This window comes from Arthrobacter sp. GQ119 (assembly GCF_059759125.1).
Map to the genome: position 1 here is coordinate 150,473 of NZ_JCAXEA010000003.1, position 19,793 is coordinate 170,265.

The following is a 19,793-nucleotide window of genomic DNA, read 5'->3' on the forward strand; positions in this document are numbered from 1 at the left end:
AAGGCTAGGGCCGGGTTTCCAGGGACTGCAGCATGGCCTGCACGAGTGACTCCTGCAGCCACGTGGTGAAGTTGTAGACGAGGGCCAGGTAGCTCTCCACGTCTTCCGCCTGGGACCAGTCCTGCATCTGGTGGACGTGGTCGGCATCGGCCTCGTCCCGGATGTCGAGCCGTTCGGCCAGGACCAGCCGGACGTCATTCAGGGCAGCGGACCAGTGCCGGGCGTCCGCCGCCGTCAGGACCAGCTCCTCCTTGTCCAGGTCCAGTGCGGCGGCGCGCAGCGCCCCGATCTTGCCTTCCCGCAGGGAACGTTCGGTGAGCTGGCGGAACTCGAGGGAGGCGGCGCCGTCGTCCTTAACAACGTTTGGCAAAAGCCTTCGTAGCGCCCGGTCCGACGGCTCCTTGACGTCCATGTCCAGGCCGATCATGGCGGCGAGCGGATCCTGCTTTCCCCGGTCTTCCGGCTCGAGCATCGAAATGACGTCGTCGAACAGGCTGCGCAGCAGCTCCCGCTCCGTGGGCTCCAGGAATCCCGTGATGCCTTTGAGCCCATATTTGAAAGCCTTAGCCACGTTTTCCCCTGCCCTTGCCCGGGCCGCCGTTCTTGCCGCCCCCGCTGTTTCCTCCGGTGGCCTTCTCGACCGTCGCCCACAGGCCGAAGCCATGCATGGCCACCGCGTGCTGTTCCACCTGTTCCTTGCTGCCGTGGGCAACAATGGACCGGCCCTTCTTGTGGACCTCCATCATGAGCTTGTTCGCTTTGCTTTCCGAATAGCCGAAATAGCTCTGGAAAACGAAGCTGACATAGCTCATGAGATTGACCGGATCATTCCAGATCACGAGGTTCCAGGGGATGTCAGGGGCCGTCAGGGCGTCGGTGGACACCGCTGTTCCGGTATGGGTGCTCTCCTGGGTGTCAGGGCCGAGCGCAACGCTTAAGGTCATCTGTCCATTCTATGGGGAGGCGCACTAGAGTGATTTTGTGAGTACCTCCCCGGGCTGGAACCAGCCACGCACGTCCCTGTTCACGGATCACTACGAGCTGACGATGCTGCAGGCCGCGCTCCATTCGGGCACCGCGCACCGCAAGTCAGTCTTCGAGGCGTTCGCACGCAGGCTGCCCGACGGCCGGCGCTACGGGATCGTGGGCGGCACCGGCCGGCTGCTGGACGGCATCGCGGCCTTCCGCTTTGGCGAGGCTGAACTGGAGTTCCTGGGCCGCACACAGGTGGTCAACCAGAAAACCCTGGACTACCTGGCCGACTTCCGCTTCACCGGGGACATCTGGGGCTATGCGGAAGGCGAGGCCTACTTCCCGAACTCCCCCGTCCTGATCGTCGAATCGACGTTCGCCGAGGCCTGCATCCTGGAGACCTATATCCTCTCTGTGCTGAACCACGACAGCGCCATCGCCTCGGCGGCCTCCCGGATGATCACAGCTGCCGGGAACCGGCCCTGCATCGAGATGGGCTCCCGGCGGACGCAGGAGGAATCAGCCACGGCTGCTGCCCGCGCCGCTGTCATAGCCGGCTTCGACAGCACCTCGAACCTGGAGGCCGGGCTGCGCTACGGGCTCAAGACGGTGGGCACCGCCGCCCACTCGTTCACCCTGCTCCACGACACCGAACGCGACGCGTTCGAGGCGCAGGTCGCCTCCCTCGGGGCGAGCACCTCGCTGCTCGTGGATACGTACGACGTCGAAACCGCCGTCCGTACGGCCGTGGACATCGCCGGGGACAAGTTGGGCGCCGTCAGGCTCGACTCGGGGGACCTGGTGGAACAGGCGCAGTGGGTGCGGCAACTGCTCGATGAGCTGGGCAATGAGAACACCCGCATCGTGGTCACCTCCGACCTCGACGAGTTCGCCATCGCGGCGCTCCAGTCCGCGCCGGTGGACGCCTACGGCGTGGGCACGTCCCTTGTCACCGGCTCCGGTGCACCCACGGCGAGCATGGTGTACAAGCTTGTCAGCCGCACCGATGACGACGGCGACTTCGTGTCCGTCGCCAAAACCGCGAAGAACAAGATCAGCAAGGGCGGGCGCAAATACGCCCTCCGCCGGCTCAACGAGCACGGCACGGCCACCCAGGAACTCATCGGCGTGGGGCACCGCCCTCTCGACGACGGCAACGACCGGCCCCTCCTGCAACAGTTCATCAAGAACGGGGAACTGCTGCCGGGCTGGACCGGTCACGAAGGAGTGCTTCGCGCCCGCCAGCGCCACGCCGACTCAATGGCCGAACTGCCGGCGGTCGTTCACCGCCTGCAGCGCGGCGAGCCGGCCATCCCCACTCTTTACGAGGAAAACTGAGGAGAACTGATGTCACGTGCACTGATCATTGTCGACGTCCAGAACGACTTCTGCGAGGGCGGCGCGCTGCCGGTGGAAGGCGGCGCCGCAGTGGCAGGGGCCATCAGCGAATTCGTTGAAGCGCATCACGGCCAGTTCGACCACATCGTGGCCACGCAGGACTGGCACATCGATCCCGGTGCGCACTTCTCGGAGACCCCCGATTTCAAGGACAGCTGGCCGCCGCACTGCGTCGCGGGAACGCAGGGGGCCGAGCTTCACCCGGACCTCGAGACCGAACACATCCAGGCTTACTTCCACAAGGGGCTGCACACCGCCGCGTACTCCGGCTTTGAAGGCCTGCTCGCCCCCGAGGACGCTGTGCCCACCGGCGACCGGAAGCCTGGTTCCCTGCCCTCACCGGGTGATGCGGACTACGCGCCCGAAGAGGACAACATAGGCCTGGACGACTGGCTCCAAAGCCACGACGTGGAAGACGTCGTGGTGGTGGGCCTCGCCACCGACCATTGCGTCATGGCCACCTCCCTGGATGCGGTGCAGGCGGGCTACTCGGTCACCGTGATCAAACGGCTGACGGCGGGAATCGCCGACGACCTGGACGACACCTACGCCGAACTGGAACTGGGAGGCGTCGACCTCGAGTAGGTGTGCCGGCGCATGAGGGCGCCGTGCGCCGCCAGTAGCCTGGGCACCACAAAATACACAGCAGCAGGCACGACCAGCAGAGTGAGCACGAGCGCACGAAGCACAGGATGCAGGCCCTCAAGCAATGGCGCGGTCACCGTCATGCCAATGGCAACGAGCGGGAAAATCGCCAGCCAGGTAATGAGGGCCCGAATATGGATGGACGTTGGCTGGGGCAGGGCCGCGGCAGCGGGCTGCTTCGCCGCCGTTAGGGCTGCTTCGGGACTGCGGGTGCTCTTCACGGCATCTCCAACTATCTAGTTGCTTTGTCGGTAATGACCCTAGCCAAGATCCCGATACAAGTGCAACTATCTAGTTGGAAACAGCTAGACTTAGCGGATGGCCTGGAATACCGACCGCACCAAAGCACTGCTGCTGACCGCTGCCACCGCGGAGTTCAGCGAAAAGGGGCTGGCCGGTGCGCGAGTCGACCGGATCGCCGCCGCCGCTGGCGTGAACAAGGAGCGGATCTACCAGTACTTCGGCAAAAAGGACGATCTCTTTGACGCCGTGCTTGCTGTCGAACTTGCCCGCGTGATGACAGACGTCCCCATCGAAGGCCGTGGAGCAGCAGCGTTTGGTGATTACGCCGGGCGGCTGTTCGACCGGCACTCTACAGAAGGCTCCCTCCCACGGCTGCTGTTTTGGGAGGGGTTGGAGCGCGGGCGCAACGCCGTGGACCGCGCCGCCCGGGCAGATCATTGCGCTGGGAAGGTGGCCCACGTGATGGAAGTCCTGCCGGGCATTGACCGCACGGACGCCGCTGACCTGATCGTTACCGTGGTGACGCTCTGCGACGGCTGGGTCGTGCTGCCGCAGCTCGACGCGCTACTGGCCGGCAGCGCACCGGGCCGCGCGCCCCGCCGTCGTGCCTTCATTGTGAGGACTGCCACGTTGTTGGCGGAGTCGCTGCTGGCGGAGTTGCCGCAAAATTTTGGCAGCAGGTTACCGGACAGCTAGAAGCTGGTCACGAGGTCACCCAGCACGGCTTCCAAGTGGTTCGGGTCAGTGGCGTCGTAGTAGTGTGCACCGCTGGCCATGGCGATGGCCCGCAGGGATTCCGTGTCGGCGTCGGCACCATAGGCGAGCGTGAACACGAGCACCGGGGTCCTGTGGTGCTGGTGGCTCAGCTGCTCCGTCAGCGACTTGAGGTCACCGGGATGGGTCGTGTCGTTCTTGCCATCGCTCAGGAGCACGATCGTGTTAATTTCGGATTCGTCGTATTCGCTTGCCTGTTCGGCGGCGAACTGCCCCACGGCTTCGTACAGCGGTGTGGCGGCCACCGGCTGCAGGGCATTGAGTTCCGCCAGCAGGTCGCCCTTGTTCGTCCTGAAAGGGGCCACGGGACTGACGAGACCAGGAGTCAGCGGGCCATCCGCCACGTGGGAGAACGCTGCCAGTCCCAGTTTGTCGTCATCGGTGAAGTGCTCCAAGGCACGGGTAACGGCGTTCTTGGCTCCCTGCAAGCGGGTTACGCCCGGGGCAATCTCCTGCCCCATGGAACCGGAGACGTCCAGCAGGAACAGCGCCCGGGCCCTTTTACGGATTTTCGGAAAGCTCTTCTGGACGTTGACCAGGACGTCCGCGCTGGGAAGCGGGACCGGCTGCAGGAACCGCGCGTAGTGGCCGGTGTTGGCGACCGTGGGATCCACCTTGTCCTGAATTGTGCGGTAGCCGGTGGTCTTGACCACTTCCTGGCCCTGCTCCGTCCGGGCGTAGGCCAGGAAGTCATCGGCAGCGAGGCGCTGCTGGCTGCTGACCCAGTCGCCGGAGACGGCCACAGCGGGATTGTCAGCAACCATGACGCCGTCGCTGGGGTAGATGGCCAGCAGCGGCTCCCTTGGTGCGGGGCCCGCCTGCTTAGTGACGCCGTCGTTGCTCGAAATTCCCCGGTTGTAGTCCCATACGGACTTTTCATCGACGATGACGGCCGAGAGGAATTCTGAAACGTCTCCGGCGTCATCCGCCTGCCGGGCGTGCCAGAGGAAGTGCTCAGGTGTGGCCATGTAATGGCTGGTGCTCAGCTCGCCATCCTTGACCTTGGTTATGACGGAGGGCTGGGTCAACTGGTCGCTGTGGATGTCCTTAAGGTTCCCACCGGCCACGCCATAGGACGCCAGCAGGCCCATGAGCCCGGACGTGGAAACTGTAGGACTGGCCTTGCCGAACTTGAATTTGCCCCAGTCCGCGTGGCCAAGGCGTTCCCAGACACCGGGGTCCTTCGACACCGCGAAGACTTCGGCCCAACTCGGTGCCTTGGCGTCCCAGCCGATCGCCTTGGCCATCGAGGCCGGCATGGCCACCACGATCCCGCTCCTCGCCACACTGGCGCCTTCCTGCCGGACGCCGCTCCCAGCGCGGTCCTCGGCCACGCGCAGCCAGGCCGTGGAGTCCGGCAGCCACACGGCAGGCCGTTCGGCGGCAGGAATGGAGGCAAATCCGTCTGCCATCCGGATGGCCGCCACTCCGGATTTTTCCTGGCCCACGTTTACCGAGACGCACTTGCCGTCCACGCTGCGCGGCTTGGCAAGGTAGGCAGCCGCCAGCGACCGGACCATGTCGGCGTTTTCGAGTGATGCCAGGATCCTGAGGGGGATGCAAGGGGCCGCGCCTGTGCTGACGGCAGGGCGGTCCTCCGGAAGGACCGCTTCTGCCTGCGTCCCAGTGGCGGCGGACTGTGATGAGCCGATACCGCCCGGACTGAGGAGGGGCGGCAGGACCAGAGCCGCGGCGATAAGGCCCACGACTACGGCTGCAGCCACAACTGAAGTCCGGATCCAACCGGGGTAGCTTGGCTTGGTGGGGGCACGGCGACGGCCCATATTCGTATCCTTGACATCCAGGGATATGCCGCAGTTGCAACATACCGGCGGAAACTGCTCGCGGCCGCGGTGGCCGCCAAGTGCGCCTAGCCCCCGCCCCGATGCGGATGGCACCTGGATACGCACCTTCGAGGATATACAATGCCGGCCGTTGAGGGTGAATCAAGTCATATGGCGGACATCGTCCCGGATGAGGGCAGTCCGAATACACAGAACTGCTCCCCTACACGGAACTGCTCCCCGGCAGATGGAACTGAATTCACAGTCCAGTCACTGGGGAGCAGTTCAAGGGGCACGTCGCGACACCCCTGCTTTCGGCTCGGCTACTTGCGGCCGACGAACCAGTCCTGAAGCTTCTTGAGCCTGGACTGCAGCTGCTCCTCGTTGGCCTGCGCCACGGGCGGGCCGCCACAGACAGTACGCAGCTTCGTGTGGACCACGCCGTGGGGAGTCCCCGTCCGCGCGGACCAGGCGGCCACGTTTTTGGCAAGCTCGTTCCGCAGGTCCATCAGCATCCGGTGGTCCGGGACTGCCGGCGCCGCCGGAGCCGCCGCGGGTCCCTGGCGCTTTTTCCGGCTCTGCTGCTCGTGCTGGCGCTGGCGCAGCAGCGTCCCCACCTGTTCGGCGTCCAGCAGGCCCGGAATGCCGAGGAAGTCCAGTTCGTCCTCGGACCCGATGTCGCCGCCCGTGCCGAATTCGCCGCCGTCGAACAGGACGCGATCGAAGGACGCCTGGGAATCAAGGGCCTCGAACTTGCCCTTGGTCAGGCTGTCAGAGGCCTTGTCCTCACGGTTGGCCTCGTCCATCAGTGAATCTTCAGGATTGAAGAGGCCGTCACCGTCCTCCTTTTCCGGCCGGTCCAAGGCATGGTCGCGTTCCGCCTCCATGCTGTTGGCCAGGGCCATCAGCTGCGGAACGGAGGGCAGGAACACCGAGGCAGTCTCGCCGCGCTTGCGGGCGCGGACAAAGCGCCCCACCGCCTGGGCGAAGAACAGCGGCGTGGAGGTCGACGTGGCGTACACGCCCACGGAAAGACGGGGAACGTCCACACCTTCGGACACCATGCGCACGGCCACCATCCAGCGCTTTTCGTTCGCCGAGAACTCTTCGATCTTGCTCGATGCCTTGGCGTCGTCCGACAGAATCACGGTGGGCGATTCGCCGGTGATCTTCTTGAGCTGGCCCGCATACGCCCTTGCGTCCTCGTGGTCCGTCGCAATCACCAGGCCGCCTGCATCGGGTACGGAGCGGCGCACTTCGCTGAGGCGCTTGTCCGCTCCGGCCAGGACGGCCGGAATCCACTCCCCGGCGGGGTTCAGGGCAGTGCGCCATGCCTGGGACGTGACATCCTTGGTCACCGCAGCCTCGCCCAGGGAAGCGGCCATTTCCTCGCCGGCGCTGGTGCGCCAGCGCATCTGGCCCGAATATGCCATGAACATGACCGGCCTCACCACGTGGTCGCGCAGCGCGTTGCCGTAGCCGTAGGTGTAGTCCGCCTTGGACCGCCTGATGCCGTCCCGGTCCTCCGCATACTCCACGAACGGAATGGGCGAGGTGTCGGAGCGGAAAGGCGTACCGGTCAGCGACAGGCGCCGGACCGCCGGATCGAAGGCCTCGCGCAGGCCGTCTCCCCAGGAGAGCGCCTCGCCACCGTGGTGGATCTCGTCCAGGATGACCAGTGTGCGTGCAGCCTCGGTCTTGGCACGGTGCAGCAGGGGCTTGCTGGCCACCTGGGCATACGTGACCGCAACCCCGATGAAGCCGCGGCCGTGCTGGCCGTCGGAATTCTTGAAGTTCGGATCGATGGCGATGCCCACGCGTGCGGCAGCGTCAGCCCACTGCCTCTTCAGGTGGTCCGTGGGGGCAACGATGGTGACCCGGTTGACGGTACCGGATTCGATGAGCATGGACGCCACACGGAGGGCAAAGGTGGTCTTGCCAGCGCCGGGGGTCGCCACAGCCAGGAAGTCGCGCGGACCAGTGCTGAAGTAGCGGTCAAGGGCTTCCTGCTGCCAGGCACGGAGCTTCGGGGCGGTTCCCCAGGCTGCACGTTCCGGATAAGCCGGGGGCAGGGTGGGTCCGCCGAAGAGTGTCTCCGTCACTACTTGTTGTTGCCTGAGTCCCCGCCGGACCCCTTGCCGCCGTCATTCCCCGGGCGCAGGCCGTCGTAGACCTCTTTGCACATCGGGCAGACGGGGAACTTCTGCGGGTCACGCCCGGGCGTCCAGACCTTGCCGCACAGCGCGATGACGGGCTCACCGGTCAGCGCGGACTCCATGATTTTTTCCTTGCGGACGTAATGCGAAAAGCGCTCTCGGTCGCCGGGCTCCACTTCCTGGCGCTGTTCCTCGCGCTCAATGGTGGCCGTGGACGATCCGGCTCCGGAGAGCTCACGCATGGGGTCGTTTTCGAGAGGATCCGTCATGCTAGTCATGCCATCCATCTTAGCCCGTCCCGGAACGAGGGCTGCGGACCCCGGACCCGAGCCGCGCAGCGGGGACACGACGGCGGTCGGGGCGTCTACAGGTCCTGCCAGGCCGGCTTGTGGTCGTACGAGTGGCGGTAGTAGTCGGCCAGTTTCAGCGACGACGCCGCAGCCTCGTCAATGAGGATGGACGCGTGCGGGTGCAGCTGAAGGACCGAGGCGGGGCAGACCGCCGCCAGCGGCCCCTCGACGAGATCATGGACCGCCTGGGCTTTCTGTGCCCCGGTGGCCACGAGCACCGCGTGGCGTGATTCGAGGATGGTGCCCAGTCCCTCGGTCAGCACGTGATGGGGCACCTCGCCAAGGCTGCCGAAGAAGCGGGCGTTGTCCCGGCGTGTCTGCTCTATGAGCGTCTTGATGCGCGTCCGGGAAGCCAGCGATGAACCCGGTTCGTTGAAGCCGATGTGCCCGTCGGTTCCCAGTCCGAGCAGCTGCAGGTCCACTCCGCCACTCTCCCGGATGGCGTCCTCGTACGCCCGGCACGCGGCGAGTATGTCCTTCGCGCTGCCGTCCGGGCCATGGACGTTTTCCCGGGGAATGTTGACCCGGCCGGCAAAGTCCCTGCGGATGACTTCCAGGTAAGACTCCGGGTGGCCGGCTTCCAGCCCCACATACTCGTCCAGCAGAAAGCCACTGACCCGGCTGAAGTCCAGCAGGCCACGCTCGTGGCGCGAAGCCAGTTCGTCGTAAACGGGAAGGGGCGACGAACCTGTGGCCAGCCCCAGGACCGCATCGGGCTTGCGGCGCAGCAGCGCCTGGATGGCATCCGCTGCCAGCGAGGCGATCTGTCTGTTGCCGGGAAGGATCACGACCTCCACGGTCCACCGCCTTTCATCTCCAGGTCTTGACCGGACGCGTACGGTCCAGGCCAGCGGTCTCCTGCCAGGTCAACATGCTGCAAAGTCAGCCTCCCGCACACTCAACCTCCTGCATAGTCAAACACGTGCGGAGCTGCACCGGCAGGCCCTTACCTGTTGACTGTCAGCTGCGCCAGCAGCTCGGGTCCGCGGGCGTCCAGCCAGTGTCCGCCGATGCGTACGCCTGCCACGAAGAGAGCCATGCCCAGAAGCGGCCCGACGGCAAGGTTGGCCCAGCCAAAGGCCGGGTCGCCGGTTACGGACTGGGCGATGACCAGGGCGGCCTCCGGAATCGACAGCACCAGCAGGACGCCCATGCCGCAGAACTGAACGGCCAGGGTCTGGCCGACGTTGCCGGGCGGTTTCTTGAAGGGGCTGTCCCCGGGAAGCGGAACGGCTGCCGTATAGCGGGCCGAAACCACCGACGCGAGGCCAAGCCCGCTCAACAGCACTCCAAGGGACAGCCCCAGTATGGCGGGCAGCCATTCCCAGTCGCCGGTCAGGAAGAACGGCCCCACAGCCAGGACCAGCACGGTAGGCAAGGCAAACGTGAGGCAGGCCAGAGCGCGTCCCAGCCGGTCGTGCAGGCCGCGGACTCCCGCGGCGAGGTGCAGGGCGAATGCGGTGTTGTCGTAGGACACATCGGCCGAGATGGACCAGGCCAGCAGGAATGCGGTCAGCGGGCCGACGATCATAATGATGCCGAAGTTGCCCGTCTGGCTTCCCTGGAACGCGAGCACCACTGGCAGGAGCGGAATGGCCACGAGGGATCCGGAGTACCGGGGATCCCGGAACCAATACGTCAGGGAACGGGCCGCAATGGCGCCTGTGGGCGAGGCGGGAAACAGCCCGAACAGCCCCATTCTTCCGCCCGTCCTGCGGTTGCTCCCGGCGTAGGACGGCGTGACCAGGGCCCGCTCCAGCAGGAGTTTCCAGCACCAGGCCATGCCGGCGAGGGTCACCACACCGATGAGGAGCTTCAGGGCCGCATCAACGGGACGCCCCGCCGCAAGGTCCCCGCCCAGTGACCAGGCTGCGCCGAGGGGCGTCCAGGACAGAACCCTCGCAAGTTCGGTGAGAAAGTCCCGGGAGTCCGCAATCCCCTGTGCTATTCCGGCCACGATGGGACCCATCAGAATCAGGGGCACCATGAAGGCCAGTGCGCTGGCATCCTTGAAGCGCCGCGACGCCGCCAGGCTGGCGGTGGCGGTGGTGACCACCTTGGACAAAACAACACAGCTCAGCACGGCAAGGACGGCACCAACGAGGGCTCCGGCAGCCGGGATGAACCCACGCCACCAGGTCCCTACCGTTGCCAGGGCCACCAGTGCCGTAGCCAGCCCGGGAATCCCGATCAGGCCTCCCACAGCAAGGCCTGCCAGCAACTGGGGCATGGGGATGGCCGAGGTTGTGAACCGCGAGGGGTCCAGCGTCATGTCGGCCGCCGCGGCAACCACGGGCACGATCGCCCAGCCGAGCAGGGCCGCCGAGCCGCCCAGCACCACAACGGTCTGGGCGAGCACAGGGTCCTGCTGACGGAGGAGGAGCAGCGCAGCGACACACATGCCCACGGTCCCCAGAGCGTACAGCCCGCCGATTGCCAGGCCGAAGAGCTGCAATGGACTCCGCCGCAGCCCGTTCCGCAGCAGGGTGAGTTTCAGTCTCAGAAGGTGCGCAACCACTCGAGCCCCCCTGTCTGGACCTTGCCGCCCACCAGTTGGACGAACCGCTCCTCCAGGCTGAGGCCGCCGCGGACGTCAGCCACCGTCCCGGCGGCCAGGAGCCGTCCTGCGGCAACGACGGCAACGTGGTCACACATCCTCTGCACCAGATCCATGACGTGGCTGGAGACGATCACGGTTCCTCCGGTGGCGACGTATCGCTCCAGGATGTCCCGGATGTTTGCTGCGGAGACCGGGTCAACAGATTCAAAAGGCTCGTCCAGGACCAGCACTTTGGGTGCATGGATCAGGGCTGAGGCGAGGGCTATTTTCTTGGTCATGCCGGCCGAGTAGTCCACCACGAGCGTTCCGGCGTCCCCGCCAAGGTCCAGCGCGGTCAGCAGTTCCCCGACGCGGGCCGAGACCACGGCCTTGTCCATGCCGCGGAGCAGCCCCGCGTACGTGACGAGCTGTTCGCCCGTGAGCCTGTCGAAGAGCCTGATCCCGTCCGGCAGGATGCCCATCAGCTTTTTGGCTTCCAGCGGCCGGGCCCAGACGTCCACGCCGTGGACCACCGCCGTGCCGAAGTCGGGCCGCAGCAGCCCGGTGGCCATGGACAGCGTGGTGGTCTTGCCTGCGCCGTTCGGGCCGACAATTCCGAAGAAGGAACCGGCAGGAACCTCCAGGCTGATACCGTCGACGGCGATCTTGCTGCCGAAGCGCTTGGCAAGTTCCCTGATGGACAGGGCTGCGGAGGGAACACTCATGAACTCACCCTATCCGCGCCGCGTCCGCAGGGGGATCCCCCTCAGGGAGTAAAGCGCCGCGGGCGGTGGGTCCGTCTCAGGGAGGAGGCCCGCGCGCAGCTGCGGGCGGTCAAAAGGTGCGCCGGGGCACCGCCCGCACGTACTGGGGTGCCCACTTCAGGTCATGACCAAGCTCGAAGGCGGCCCGCAGCCACCAGTGCGGATCCCGCAGCGCCGCCCTGGCGATGAAGACGCCGTCGGCCTGTCCGGTGGCAACGACATGCTCCGCCTGCCCGGGCGACGTCAGCAGCCCGACGGTGCCCGTTGCAATGCCCGTTTCGCGGCGGATGCGGGCGGCGAAGCCGGTCTGGTATCCCGGCCCCGGCTGGATCTGCTGGTGCGCTACGGCGCCGCCGCTCGAAACATCGATGAGGTCCACGCCGCGTTCTGCGGCCTGGACGGCAAGGTGCACGGAGTCCTCGACGACGACTCCCCCGTCGGCCCAGTCCGTGGCCGAAATCCTCAGGAGCAGCGGCATGGAGTCTGGGATCACGGCACGCACGGCGTCGACGACGGCAAGTGTCAGCCTGTTCCTGCCTGCGGCATCCCCGCCCCAGGCGTCGGTGCGGTCGTTCACGAGCGGACTTTGGAACTGGTGCAGCAGGTAACCGTGGGCGCCATGGAGCTCAATGGTGTCGAACCCTGCATCGACGGCCCTCGTGGCGGCTGCCGCGAAATCAGCGATGACGCCCCGGATGTCTTCCTCCGTCATGGCCGCAGGGGGAGCATAGCCGTCAAAGGCCGCGGTACCGGGCCCCACGGTTTCCCAGCCGCCGGCGGAAGCGGGGACGGACCCCTTCTCCGCGGAGAACGGCCAGTAGGCGGAGGCTTTTCTGCCTGCGTGGGCGAGCTGGGCCCCGATCTTGGCGTCCGCGGCGCCGTGGCGGTGCACGAAGTTCACGATCCGCTCCCAGCCGGCTGCCTGCTCAGCGTTGTACAGACCGGCGTCACGCGGGCTGATCCGCCCGCCGGCGTTGACAGCCGCGGCCTCGGTGAGGATCAGGGCCGCTCCCCCGGCGGCGAAGGAGCCCAGGTGCATGAGGTGCCAGTCGTTGGGCACGCCCGGCGCGGCTTCGGGGTCGCAGCTGTACTGGCACATGGGCGAAACCCAGCCCCGGTGCTGCAACTGGAGCGAGCGGAGGGACAGCGGCCTGAAGAGGGCCGGAACTGTCACTAGAACAGCACTCGGGCCAGCGCCTGACGGGCTTTCGCGACGCGCGGGTCAGTGCTTCCAACGACGTCGAACAGCTCCAGCAGCCGTACGCGGGCTGCCTCACGCTCCGGTCCGAAGTTCCTGCCGATGAATGCCACCACGCGGTTCAGGGCATCCTCCACGTGTCCGCCGGCAACGTCGAGGTCTGCGACCCCGAGCTGGGCATCCAGGTTGTCGGGTTCCTCGGCCGCACGCTGCCGGATCGCCTCGCCGTCGGGGCCGGACAGCTTCTGGAGCCGGTCCATGAGTTCAACCTGCGCCAGGCCTGCCTTGGCCTCGGCGTCGGCCGGCATTTCCGTGAGGGCCTGCCGGTAGGCCGCCGCGGCTGCGGTGTAGTCCCCTGCCTCGATGGCATCGAACGCAGCCTGATGCAGCGGCGGGACCGGTGCGGGGGCGGGCTCGGCCGTGGCAGCCCCGCCGACGTTTCCGGACACGCCATTGGCTGCGGCGACCTTAAGCAGTTCGTCCAGCAGTGTGCGGATCTGCTGCTCGTCCGCCCCGCCCTGGAACAGCGGGACGGGCTGGCCCTTGAGTACCGCCACCGCCGTGGGCACAGCCTGCACCTGGAACGCCTGGGCAAGCTGGGGAAAGGCGTCGATGTCCGCCGCGCCGAGCACCAGCCGGCCGGCATAGCTCTGGACGATCCGCTCCAGTGCATCAAGCACGCCCGCCGATTCAGGCGAGTACGCGGCCCAGAGTGCGAACACCACGGGCACCTGCGTCGAAAGCTCCACGAGGTCCTGGAAGTTGGCCTCGGTGACGTCGACCCGGAGCGCCGGCGCCTCGGAGCCGGCAGCGCCTGGCGCGCCGGCCGGGGCCGCTCCCGCCGGGCCGCTCCCGGCGGCGCTGCCAGCCGAGGGGGTGCCTGCGGCGGGAGCCGCTGGCGGCGTTTGGCGCTGCTTGAGTGCGGACAGATCGACGGCGCCGCGAAGATTGAGCTGGCTGTCGGCGGCTGAAGGGACAGGACGGGAAGCTGGCGAACTCATAGCTTCCACTCTAGCCACTCCCGGCGCCGCAGGAAGCACCGTTAACGCAGCACTGTTAATGCAGAGAGCACCGTTGGTTAACGAACAGAGCACCGTTGCCGTGGGCCACGGCAACGGTGCTCTGTTAATACAGAGAGTTCTGCGTTTACTTGAAGCTGGCTCCGACGAGTCCGCGCGTGGCGGCCACGAGCTTCATCGGGTCCTTCGATCCTGTCGGCGGAACGTAGACAGCCACGGATTCAGCGAAGTTCAGCACCATGCCGGAGGTGGTTTCCTTGCCCCCGGCGAGGACTGCGGCGTCGTTTCCGATGGTGAGCTTGTCACCTTCAGCCTTGGGCGTGCCGTCGAAATTGAAGGTGAGGCGGCCGAGCACCAAGGCTCCGCCATCCGCGGTGCGGAAGACCACGGTGCCGTCCGGGACGACCTTGTGGGTGAAGGCGAACTCACCGTTCACGCCCGACTTCACGACGTCGGCCTGGTAGGACAGCGTGTCCGCGATGTACGGCGAGGACTCGCCCTCAACCAGCTTGCTCTTGAAGGTGGAGTTGGCGTTGGTCAGGCGGTCAGCAAGACCGGAGAGTGCTTCCTGCCCGCTGTACAGCAGACCGGACTTGTCTCCGGGGGCCAGTGACTCGGTGCCGTTCCGGGCAATCGACGGGAACGTGGTGCCGGGTTGGAGCGGGCTGGTGCCCATCAGCTTGTAGTTGTCGCGCGGGGACTTCTGGACCAGGGTCAGCAGCTGGGGCACCACATTGCCCTCACCCTGCGTAACGGCCAGCACCTGGCGCGGCCAGGCGCGCTTGCTGGTCACCACGGTGGTCAGCAGCTTGGTCGAGCGGACCGGCATCCGTGCATCGTAGGAAGCCACGCGGGAACGGATCTTGTAGTTCTGCGTGCGTACCTCGAGCTCTGTCCCGGCAACGCGGGCGGCGAGCTTCTTGGAGTCCTTTGCTGCGTCGCCGGCGTCAGTGGCACTCGCCACCTGCTCCAGGATCCGGCGGAACTGGGCGTCCAGAAGCACGGGTGCGCCGCCGGCATCGCCGGAGGGGGCCGCCGTCGAGGATGCCCCCTGCGTCGCAGCGGGCTCCGGCGTCTGGCTGGCCTGGGCGGCAGCGCCCGTACCGGCGAGCAGCGCGGCGGTGGATGCGGCCACAATGAGGCTCAGGCGCGAGGAGGAGGACCCGGCCGCGGCCTTGGCGCGCTTGGCGAACAGGTTGCCCGGACCGGCAGCGGAGCCGCCCTGCCCGGGGGTTCCGCGGTTGCTGCCCCTGGGCTTGAGCACCAGGAGCGCACCACCGGCGAGCATGAGGAGTACGCCGATCACCATGAACGGCACAGCCCACGGAGTGGAGGTGTCGTTGGGGAAGGTCATTGAAATCGACGACGGCGCGGGCTTCTTGCCGTCGCTGGCCAGCAGGAGTGACCACTCGCCGTCGGCAGGTGGCGACCACGTGTAGTCCAGTTCGCCGCTGGCGTTTTCGCTGGAAACCCACAGATCCGATCCGGCCGGCGACGGGGCCGCTGCTTCGCCGTCGGTGCGCTCCACCTGCAGCGACTTCTTGTCCTCGGAGAGCCCGGTGACCGTGTTGTGCGCCGTCTTGCCCACCCAGGCGGTGACGTCGTCAGGACGGCCTGCGGCGAGGAGGAAGTTGCCCTCACCCTTGACCTTGATGGTCACCGTTCCGCCTTCGAGGGTGCGGAGCTTCTGGTCGATAACGGTCAGCGGCGCGGCTTCGGCATCGGCGGGTGCGGTGGCCGTCACCGTCTCGGCGGGGGCCCACACCGTCTTCTGTCCGATGCCGGCGAGCAGTGTCAGGAGGCCGAGCAGCACGAGTGCAACTGCAGTCTTGAAACGCAAAGGAGTCCTATCATCAGCGGGGGTTTGCCTTCAATAGTAACCGTTTTGTTACCAATCCTTCAGTTCGGGTCGCCTGACCCTTCCCGGGACACTCCACTGGAACAGTGCACATCCGGCTATTCACAAGGCTGCTGATAGTGTTTGCGATGATCATCACATGCGGCCCGCAGCCGCGGCGCCATGGACGGAAAAGGCATCAAAAGCAGTGACTGAACACACGGATCCGTCGATGCACGGCCCGGAAAACCTGCCCCACGCCGGCTCCTCCAATGACGCTCCAGCCGCGAAGCACGCTCCGCATGAACACGGCAAGCCGCAACGGACCATGGCACGCCGCCCCGCCGCGATTGGAGCCATGCTGAAGCGGCTGCGGCAGCCCATCCCCGGCGCGCAGCCGAGGCTCAGGTTCGAGATGCCGCCCGAACAGCTGGACACACTCGAAGCCGAACCGTCGGAGGCCGGCGACACCGCCCGGTTCGGCGCCCCCGGCCCCCGGATTTCTGCCCAGCATCCGCTGTACCTCGGCTTCATGGGCACGGTCGGCGTCGGCCTTGCCCTCCTGGTGTACTGGATCGGTTCCAACACCACGCAGCTTCTGCTGTGGATCGTCGCAGCCCTGTTCATAGCGCTGGGCCTCGATCCGGTCGTGCGCTGGCTTGAAAGCCGCAGAATTCCGAGACCTGCCGGGATCCTGGTGTCCGTCTCGGTACTGGTCGCCGCGGTGGTGGGCTTTTTCGCCACCCTCATTCCCACCATCGTGGAACAGGTCACCGAACTCGTCAGGCTGGCCCCGGTGTGGGTCCGGGACTTCATCGATTCGGAGTTCTTTCGGACGGTGGACAGCCAATTCGGCGTGCGCGACCGTATTGCCGAGGAACTGGATAAATTCGTCAACAACCCGGCGGCCATGGGCGGCATCTTCGGCGGCGTAGTGGGGTTCGGCTCCACCGTGGCTAACAGCCTTTTCGGAACCCTGATCGTGCTGGTGCTCAGCCTCTATTTCCTGGCAGCCCTGCCGGCCATGAAGAAGTGGGGGTACCGGCTCGCCCCGCGGTCCCGGCGCGACAGGGTGGAAGCGCTCTCCGAGGAAATCACCCGCTCGGTGGGCAACTACGTGATCGGACAGGCCGTGGTGGCCCTCCTGAACGCCACGTTCGCCTTCATCCTCATGTCCGTCATCGGGGTGCCGTTCGCTGTGCTGCTGGCTTTCGTCGTGGCCCTGCTGGCATTCATTCCCCTGGTCGGCGGGCTGATTGCCGGTGTGCTGGTCATCCTGATCACCCTCACACTGGGCTGGCAGTCGGCCCTTGCCTATGCCATTTGCTACTTCGCCTACCTGCAGTTCGAGGCGTACTTCATCTCGCCGCGCATCATGCAGAAGGCCGTCGCGGTGCCGGGCGCCGTCGCCGTGATCTCGGTGATCGCCGGAGGCAGCCTCCTGGGCGTCCTCGGGGCCCTGATTGCGATCCCCACGGCCGCCGCCGTCCTGCTCCTCGTCAAGGAGATCTACATCGTCCGCCAGGACAAGCACTAGACAAGCACCAGGCCGCCAGGACAAGCACCAGGCGCCAGGATAAAAACCGGGCCGCTAGGCGGTCGCCGTGGCCGTGGGTCCGCTCCACTCCTGGGCGAGGCCATCGGCACCCGAACCGGCGCGCGTGACGTCATCAACGATCTCGTTGAGCACCCGGGCAGCCTGCTTCTCCCCCACCCAAAGGTGCTTGGCGCCGTCGACCCCCACGACCCTGGCCTGCGGCACGAGGCTGAAGCGGGCGGCCGCGGCGTCCGGCCGGAGGTAATCGTCGTGTTCGGGCACGAGGACAGTCAGTGGCTTGCCGGATTCCGCCCACTGCCGCAGGTGCGCGTCCGTGGCACGGTGCAGCGGCGGGGACAGCAGAATCGCGCCTTCCACCTTTGAGGCCACGGGTTCAGCGGCGCCGTACATGAGGGCGAGCTCCGTGCCGAAGGACCACCCCACGAGCCAGCGGTTCGGCAGGCCCCTCTCGACTGCGAAGCGGACCGCGGCTTCAACGTCATACCGTTCGCCGATGCCTTCTTCGAATTGCCCGTCGCTGGTGCCCCGGGGCGACGAGGTTCCGCGGGTGTTGAAACGCAGCACCGCCACGCCTGCGAGTGCCGGCAACCGATAGGACGCCTTCCTGTAGACGTGGGAGTCCATAAAGCCGCCGTGCGTGGGCAACGGGTGAAGCGTGATCAGCGTGGCGCTGATCTCCCCCGACTCGGGCAGGGCAAGCTCGCCAACGAGCGTGCGGCCGTCTTCGGTGTGGATCTCGATGTTCTCGCGGCGGGCGGGCAGCACCGTGGAAGCGCGGATGGCGGTGGCTTCTGCCGGCTGGCTGAAAACGTACGACGACGGGTCAAAAGTCATGCGTAACAGCTTAGCTTCCGCTACCGGTACCGAAAGTTCCGCGACGTCCAGCAGTTGGTGTGCCAGTGCCGGCGCTCGGCGAGGCCGGCCGCTGCCCCGAATATATGGTCGTCGGCCCACACGACGAGGTGGGCGATCCCCGGCAGCACGGCAGTGGAGCACCCCGGGCAGATGTAGGCCTTTTCTGCCTTGCGGGCAGTCATCGTACGCACCATCCAGACGCCATCCGGTGCGTTCTCCCGCCGGGCGATCCCGGCGCGCGCCCGCTCAAGGTCTAGCTCGGGAACCGGCCCGGAACCGTGCTTGCCTCCGGCCGCGGGCTTCCGGGACCCGGAGCGCTCTGCGGAGGAACGCCCTGCGGAGGAGCGCCCTGCTGAGGAACGGCGGGGACGGTTCGAACGCGGCATGCTTCCATTCTGCCCCAGCCAGAACCGTGTCCTTACCTGCCTTGCCCTCCGCACGGGGGCTGCGCGGCCTCCCCGCGGAAATCGGGCTGCCCGGCTGACGCGGTAGTGTGTACGGCGTGCGTCTAGTCATAGCCCGTTGCTCTGTTGATTACGTTGGCCGCCTCAAAGCCCATCTGCCCCTCGCCACGAGGCTGCTCCTGGTGAAAGCCGACGGCTCTGTGCTGGTCCATTCTGACGGCGGCTCCTACAAGCCGCTGAACTGGATGAGCCCGCCCGCTTCCCTGCGCGTCTCCTCACCGGATGAGACGGATGTTGAGGTGGGCGTCATCGAACAGTGGACCGTGCAGTCCGCCAAGACTGACGACAGGCTGATCATCAACATCCATGAACAGCTTCACGACACGTCACATGAGCTCGGCCAGGATCCGGGGCTCATCAAGGATGGCGTCGAGGCCGACCTGCAGCGGCTGCTTGCCGAACAGATCGAAACGCTGGGGTCGGGGTTCTCGCTCATTCGCCGCGAGTACTTCACGGCGATCGGCCCCGTGGACATCCTGGCCCGCGACGCTGACGGCGCCACCGTGGCCATTGAGCTCAAGCGCCGCGGCGACATCGACGGCGTGGAACAACTGACCAGGTACCTCGAACTGCTGAACCGGGATCCCCTGCTGGCTCCGGTCCGCGGGATCTTTGCCGCGCAGCAGATCAAGCCGCAGGCCCGCGTCCTCGCGGCCGATCGCGGCATCGACTGCATCACCCTGGACTATGACGCCATGCGCGGTGTGGACGACATCGAGTCACGGCTTTTCTGACCCCTGAGTTCGGCAGTGGCGAACCCGGGCACGCGTTTACTTTCGTTTCACCCGAAATTTATCGGATTCTGTGTTTTGCCCGTTGACCAGACCGTGCTGTCATGAAATTCTTAGACCAGTCTTTGTGTAGGTGTTTTTCATGCTCGCAAGACCAAGTTGCGAGCGCGAAGCTCCTGCAATGCTTTCCGGCCCAGCCGGAGCTGCAAGCCAGGATTCTTCTCGCAGAGTGACCAAGACCAGTACGAAGTGTGCTGGCCTTAAATTAGTTCCATAATGAGGAGAAATAAATGGCACAGGGAACCGTCAAGTGGTTCAACGCTGAAAAGGGCTTCGGCTTCATCACCCCGGACGACTCCGATGGCGATGTCTTCGTTCACTACTCTGAGATCCAGACGGGCGGCTTCAAGACCCTCGACGAGAACCAGCGCGTTCAGTTCGAGATCGGTCAGGGCGCCAAGGGCCCCCAGGCCACCGGTGTAACGCTGGTCTAATAGCAGCATCTG

At 66.1% G+C, this 19,793-nt stretch carries 20 protein-coding genes; 6 read left to right on the plus strand and 14 right to left on the minus strand.

The annotated features are described in order from the left end of the window. Nucleotides 1-4: 4 nt before the first annotated feature. Nucleotides 5-571, minus strand: coding sequence for a DUF2017 domain-containing protein (locus tag AC6CH3_RS04240; protein WP_498131257.1), 567 nt, complete (start codon nt 569-571; stop codon nt 5-7). Then, nucleotides 564-944, minus strand: coding sequence for an ATP-dependent Clp protease adapter ClpS (gene clpS, locus AC6CH3_RS04245; protein WP_498131258.1), 381 nt, complete (start codon nt 942-944; stop codon nt 564-566). The genes AC6CH3_RS04240 and clpS overlap by 8 nt, the downstream gene beginning before the upstream one ends. A gap of 37 nt (nt 945-981) precedes the next feature. On the opposite strand from clpS, the gene AC6CH3_RS04250 reads away from it, so the two are divergent. After that, a complete protein-coding gene (locus AC6CH3_RS04250; protein WP_498131259.1) occupies nt 982-2,310 on the plus strand; it encodes a nicotinate phosphoribosyltransferase in 1,329 nt (442 codons plus the stop codon). Nucleotides 2,311-2,319: 9 nt separating this feature from the next. After that, nucleotides 2,320-2,955 (plus strand): isochorismatase family protein, encoded by a 636-nt coding sequence (locus AC6CH3_RS04255; RefSeq protein ID WP_498131260.1) that lies wholly within the window; start codon nt 2,320-2,322, stop codon nt 2,953-2,955. Here AC6CH3_RS04255 and AC6CH3_RS04260 read toward each other — a convergent pair. Next, nucleotides 2,916-3,236, minus strand: coding sequence for a hypothetical protein (locus tag AC6CH3_RS04260; RefSeq protein ID WP_498131261.1), 321 nt, complete (start codon nt 3,234-3,236; stop codon nt 2,916-2,918). The genes AC6CH3_RS04255 and AC6CH3_RS04260 overlap by 40 nt on opposite strands. 97 nt (nt 3,237-3,333) lie before the next feature. Between AC6CH3_RS04260 and AC6CH3_RS04265 the strand changes: the two genes are divergently transcribed. Further along, a complete protein-coding gene (locus AC6CH3_RS04265; RefSeq protein WP_498131262.1) occupies nt 3,334-3,954 on the plus strand; it encodes a TetR/AcrR family transcriptional regulator in 621 nt (206 codons plus the stop codon). Here the strand turns inward: AC6CH3_RS04265 and AC6CH3_RS04270 are convergent. The 9 genes from AC6CH3_RS04270 to AC6CH3_RS04310 form a co-directional block, all read right to left on the minus strand. Further along, the gene (locus AC6CH3_RS04270) at nt 3,951-5,756 is read right to left on the minus strand and encodes a vWA domain-containing protein (RefSeq protein WP_498131263.1); all 1,806 of its coding nucleotides are present in this window, start codon (nt 5,754-5,756) and stop codon (nt 3,951-3,953) included. The genes AC6CH3_RS04265 and AC6CH3_RS04270 overlap by 4 nt on opposite strands. 383 nt (nt 5,757-6,139) lie before the next feature. Beyond that, complete coding sequence (locus AC6CH3_RS04275; RefSeq protein ID WP_498131264.1) at nt 6,140-7,918, minus strand: DEAD/DEAH box helicase; 1,779 nt, start codon at nt 7,916-7,918, stop codon at nt 6,140-6,142. Beyond that, nucleotides 7,918-8,259 carry a DUF3039 domain-containing protein gene (locus AC6CH3_RS04280; RefSeq protein WP_498131265.1) on the minus strand — a complete coding sequence of 114 codons (342 nt, stop codon included), beginning with the start codon at nt 8,257-8,259 and terminating at the stop codon, nt 7,918-7,920. Before AC6CH3_RS04280 ends, AC6CH3_RS04275 begins: the two co-directional genes overlap by 1 nt. Nucleotides 8,260-8,336: 77 nt before the next feature. After that, entirely contained in the window at nt 8,337-9,119 is a 783-nt protein-coding gene (nagB, locus tag AC6CH3_RS04285) for a glucosamine-6-phosphate deaminase (protein ID WP_498131266.1), read from the minus strand. Between the two features lie 149 nt (nt 9,120-9,268). Continuing rightward, nucleotides 9,269-10,840, minus strand: a complete 1,572-nt coding sequence (locus AC6CH3_RS04290) for an ABC transporter permease family protein (protein ID WP_498131267.1) — start codon at nt 10,838-10,840, stop codon at nt 9,269-9,271. Next, nucleotides 10,822-11,586 (minus strand): ABC transporter ATP-binding protein, encoded by a 765-nt coding sequence (locus AC6CH3_RS04295; protein ID WP_498131268.1) that lies wholly within the window; start codon nt 11,584-11,586, stop codon nt 10,822-10,824. The genes AC6CH3_RS04290 and AC6CH3_RS04295 overlap by 19 nt, the downstream gene beginning before the upstream one ends. Nucleotides 11,587-11,695: 109 nt before the next feature. Beyond that, nucleotides 11,696-12,799 (minus strand): NADH:flavin oxidoreductase/NADH oxidase, encoded by a 1,104-nt coding sequence (locus AC6CH3_RS04300; protein ID WP_498131269.1) that lies wholly within the window; start codon nt 12,797-12,799, stop codon nt 11,696-11,698. Continuing rightward, a complete protein-coding gene (locus AC6CH3_RS04305) occupies nt 12,799-13,824 on the minus strand; it encodes a co-chaperone YbbN (RefSeq protein ID WP_498131270.1) in 1,026 nt (341 codons plus the stop codon). Before AC6CH3_RS04305 ends, AC6CH3_RS04300 begins: the two co-directional genes overlap by 1 nt. A 145-nt stretch (nt 13,825-13,969) precedes the next feature. Further along, nucleotides 13,970-15,682, minus strand: coding sequence for a DUF8094 domain-containing protein (locus AC6CH3_RS04310; RefSeq protein ID WP_498131271.1), 1,713 nt, complete (start codon nt 15,680-15,682; stop codon nt 13,970-13,972). 205 nt (nt 15,683-15,887) lie between these two features. Here AC6CH3_RS04310 and AC6CH3_RS04315 point away from each other — a divergent pair, with 205 nt between their 5' ends. Next, on the plus strand, nt 15,888-17,216 hold the full coding sequence (locus AC6CH3_RS04315; RefSeq protein ID WP_498131272.1) for an AI-2E family transporter: 1,329 nt from the start codon (nt 15,888-15,890) through the stop codon (nt 17,214-17,216). 54 nt (nt 17,217-17,270) lie between these two features. Here AC6CH3_RS04315 and AC6CH3_RS04320 read toward each other — a convergent pair whose 3' ends face one another. Then, nucleotides 17,271-18,071 (minus strand): alpha/beta hydrolase, encoded by an 801-nt coding sequence (locus AC6CH3_RS04320; RefSeq protein ID WP_498131273.1) that lies wholly within the window; start codon nt 18,069-18,071, stop codon nt 17,271-17,273. 20 nt (nt 18,072-18,091) lie between these two features. After that, complete coding sequence (locus AC6CH3_RS04325) at nt 18,092-18,478, minus strand: Rv1322 family protein (RefSeq protein WP_498131274.1); 387 nt, start codon at nt 18,476-18,478, stop codon at nt 18,092-18,094. A gap of 116 nt (nt 18,479-18,594) precedes the next feature. Here AC6CH3_RS04325 and nucS point away from each other — a divergent pair, with 116 nt between their 5' ends. Both nucS and AC6CH3_RS04335 read left to right on the plus strand, forming a co-directional pair. Beyond that, the gene (gene nucS, locus AC6CH3_RS04330; RefSeq protein WP_494036357.1) at nt 18,595-19,290 is read left to right on the plus strand and encodes an endonuclease NucS; all 696 of its coding nucleotides are present in this window, start codon (nt 18,595-18,597) and stop codon (nt 19,288-19,290) included. Nucleotides 19,291-19,577: 287 nt separating this feature from the next. Further along, nucleotides 19,578-19,781 carry a cold-shock protein gene (locus AC6CH3_RS04335; protein WP_011692441.1) on the plus strand — a complete coding sequence of 68 codons (204 nt, stop codon included), beginning with the start codon at nt 19,578-19,580 and terminating at the stop codon, nt 19,779-19,781. Nucleotides 19,782-19,793: the final 12 nt, after the last annotated feature.

What these genes read in the sequence shown, in the direction of transcription:
- clpS (WP_498131258.1), bottom strand. Translation starts at nt 944, where the DNA reads ATGACCTTAAGCGTTGCGCTCGGCCCTGACACCCAGGAGAGCACCCAT.
- AC6CH3_RS04255 (WP_498131260.1), top strand. Translation starts at nt 2,320, where the DNA reads ATGTCACGTGCACTGATCATTGTCGACGTCCAGAACGACTTCTGCGAG.
- AC6CH3_RS04265 (WP_498131262.1), top strand. Translation starts at nt 3,334, where the DNA reads ATGGCCTGGAATACCGACCGCACCAAAGCACTGCTGCTGACCGCTGCC.
- AC6CH3_RS04280 (WP_498131265.1), bottom strand. Translation starts at nt 8,259, where the DNA reads ATGGATGGCATGACTAGCATGACGGATCCTCTCGAAAACGACCCCATG.
- AC6CH3_RS04295 (WP_498131268.1), bottom strand. Translation starts at nt 11,586, where the DNA reads ATGAGTGTTCCCTCCGCAGCCCTGTCCATCAGGGAACTTGCCAAGCGC.
- AC6CH3_RS04305 (WP_498131270.1), bottom strand. Translation starts at nt 13,824, where the DNA reads ATGAGTTCGCCAGCTTCCCGTCCTGTCCCTTCAGCCGCCGACAGCCAG.
- AC6CH3_RS04320 (WP_498131273.1), bottom strand. Translation starts at nt 18,071, where the DNA reads ATGACTTTTGACCCGTCGTCGTACGTTTTCAGCCAGCCGGCAGAAGCC.
- AC6CH3_RS04325 (WP_498131274.1), bottom strand. Translation starts at nt 18,478, where the DNA reads ATGCCGCGTTCGAACCGTCCCCGCCGTTCCTCAGCAGGGCGCTCCTCC.
- AC6CH3_RS04335 (WP_011692441.1), top strand. Translation starts at nt 19,578, where the DNA reads ATGGCACAGGGAACCGTCAAGTGGTTCAACGCTGAAAAGGGCTTCGGC.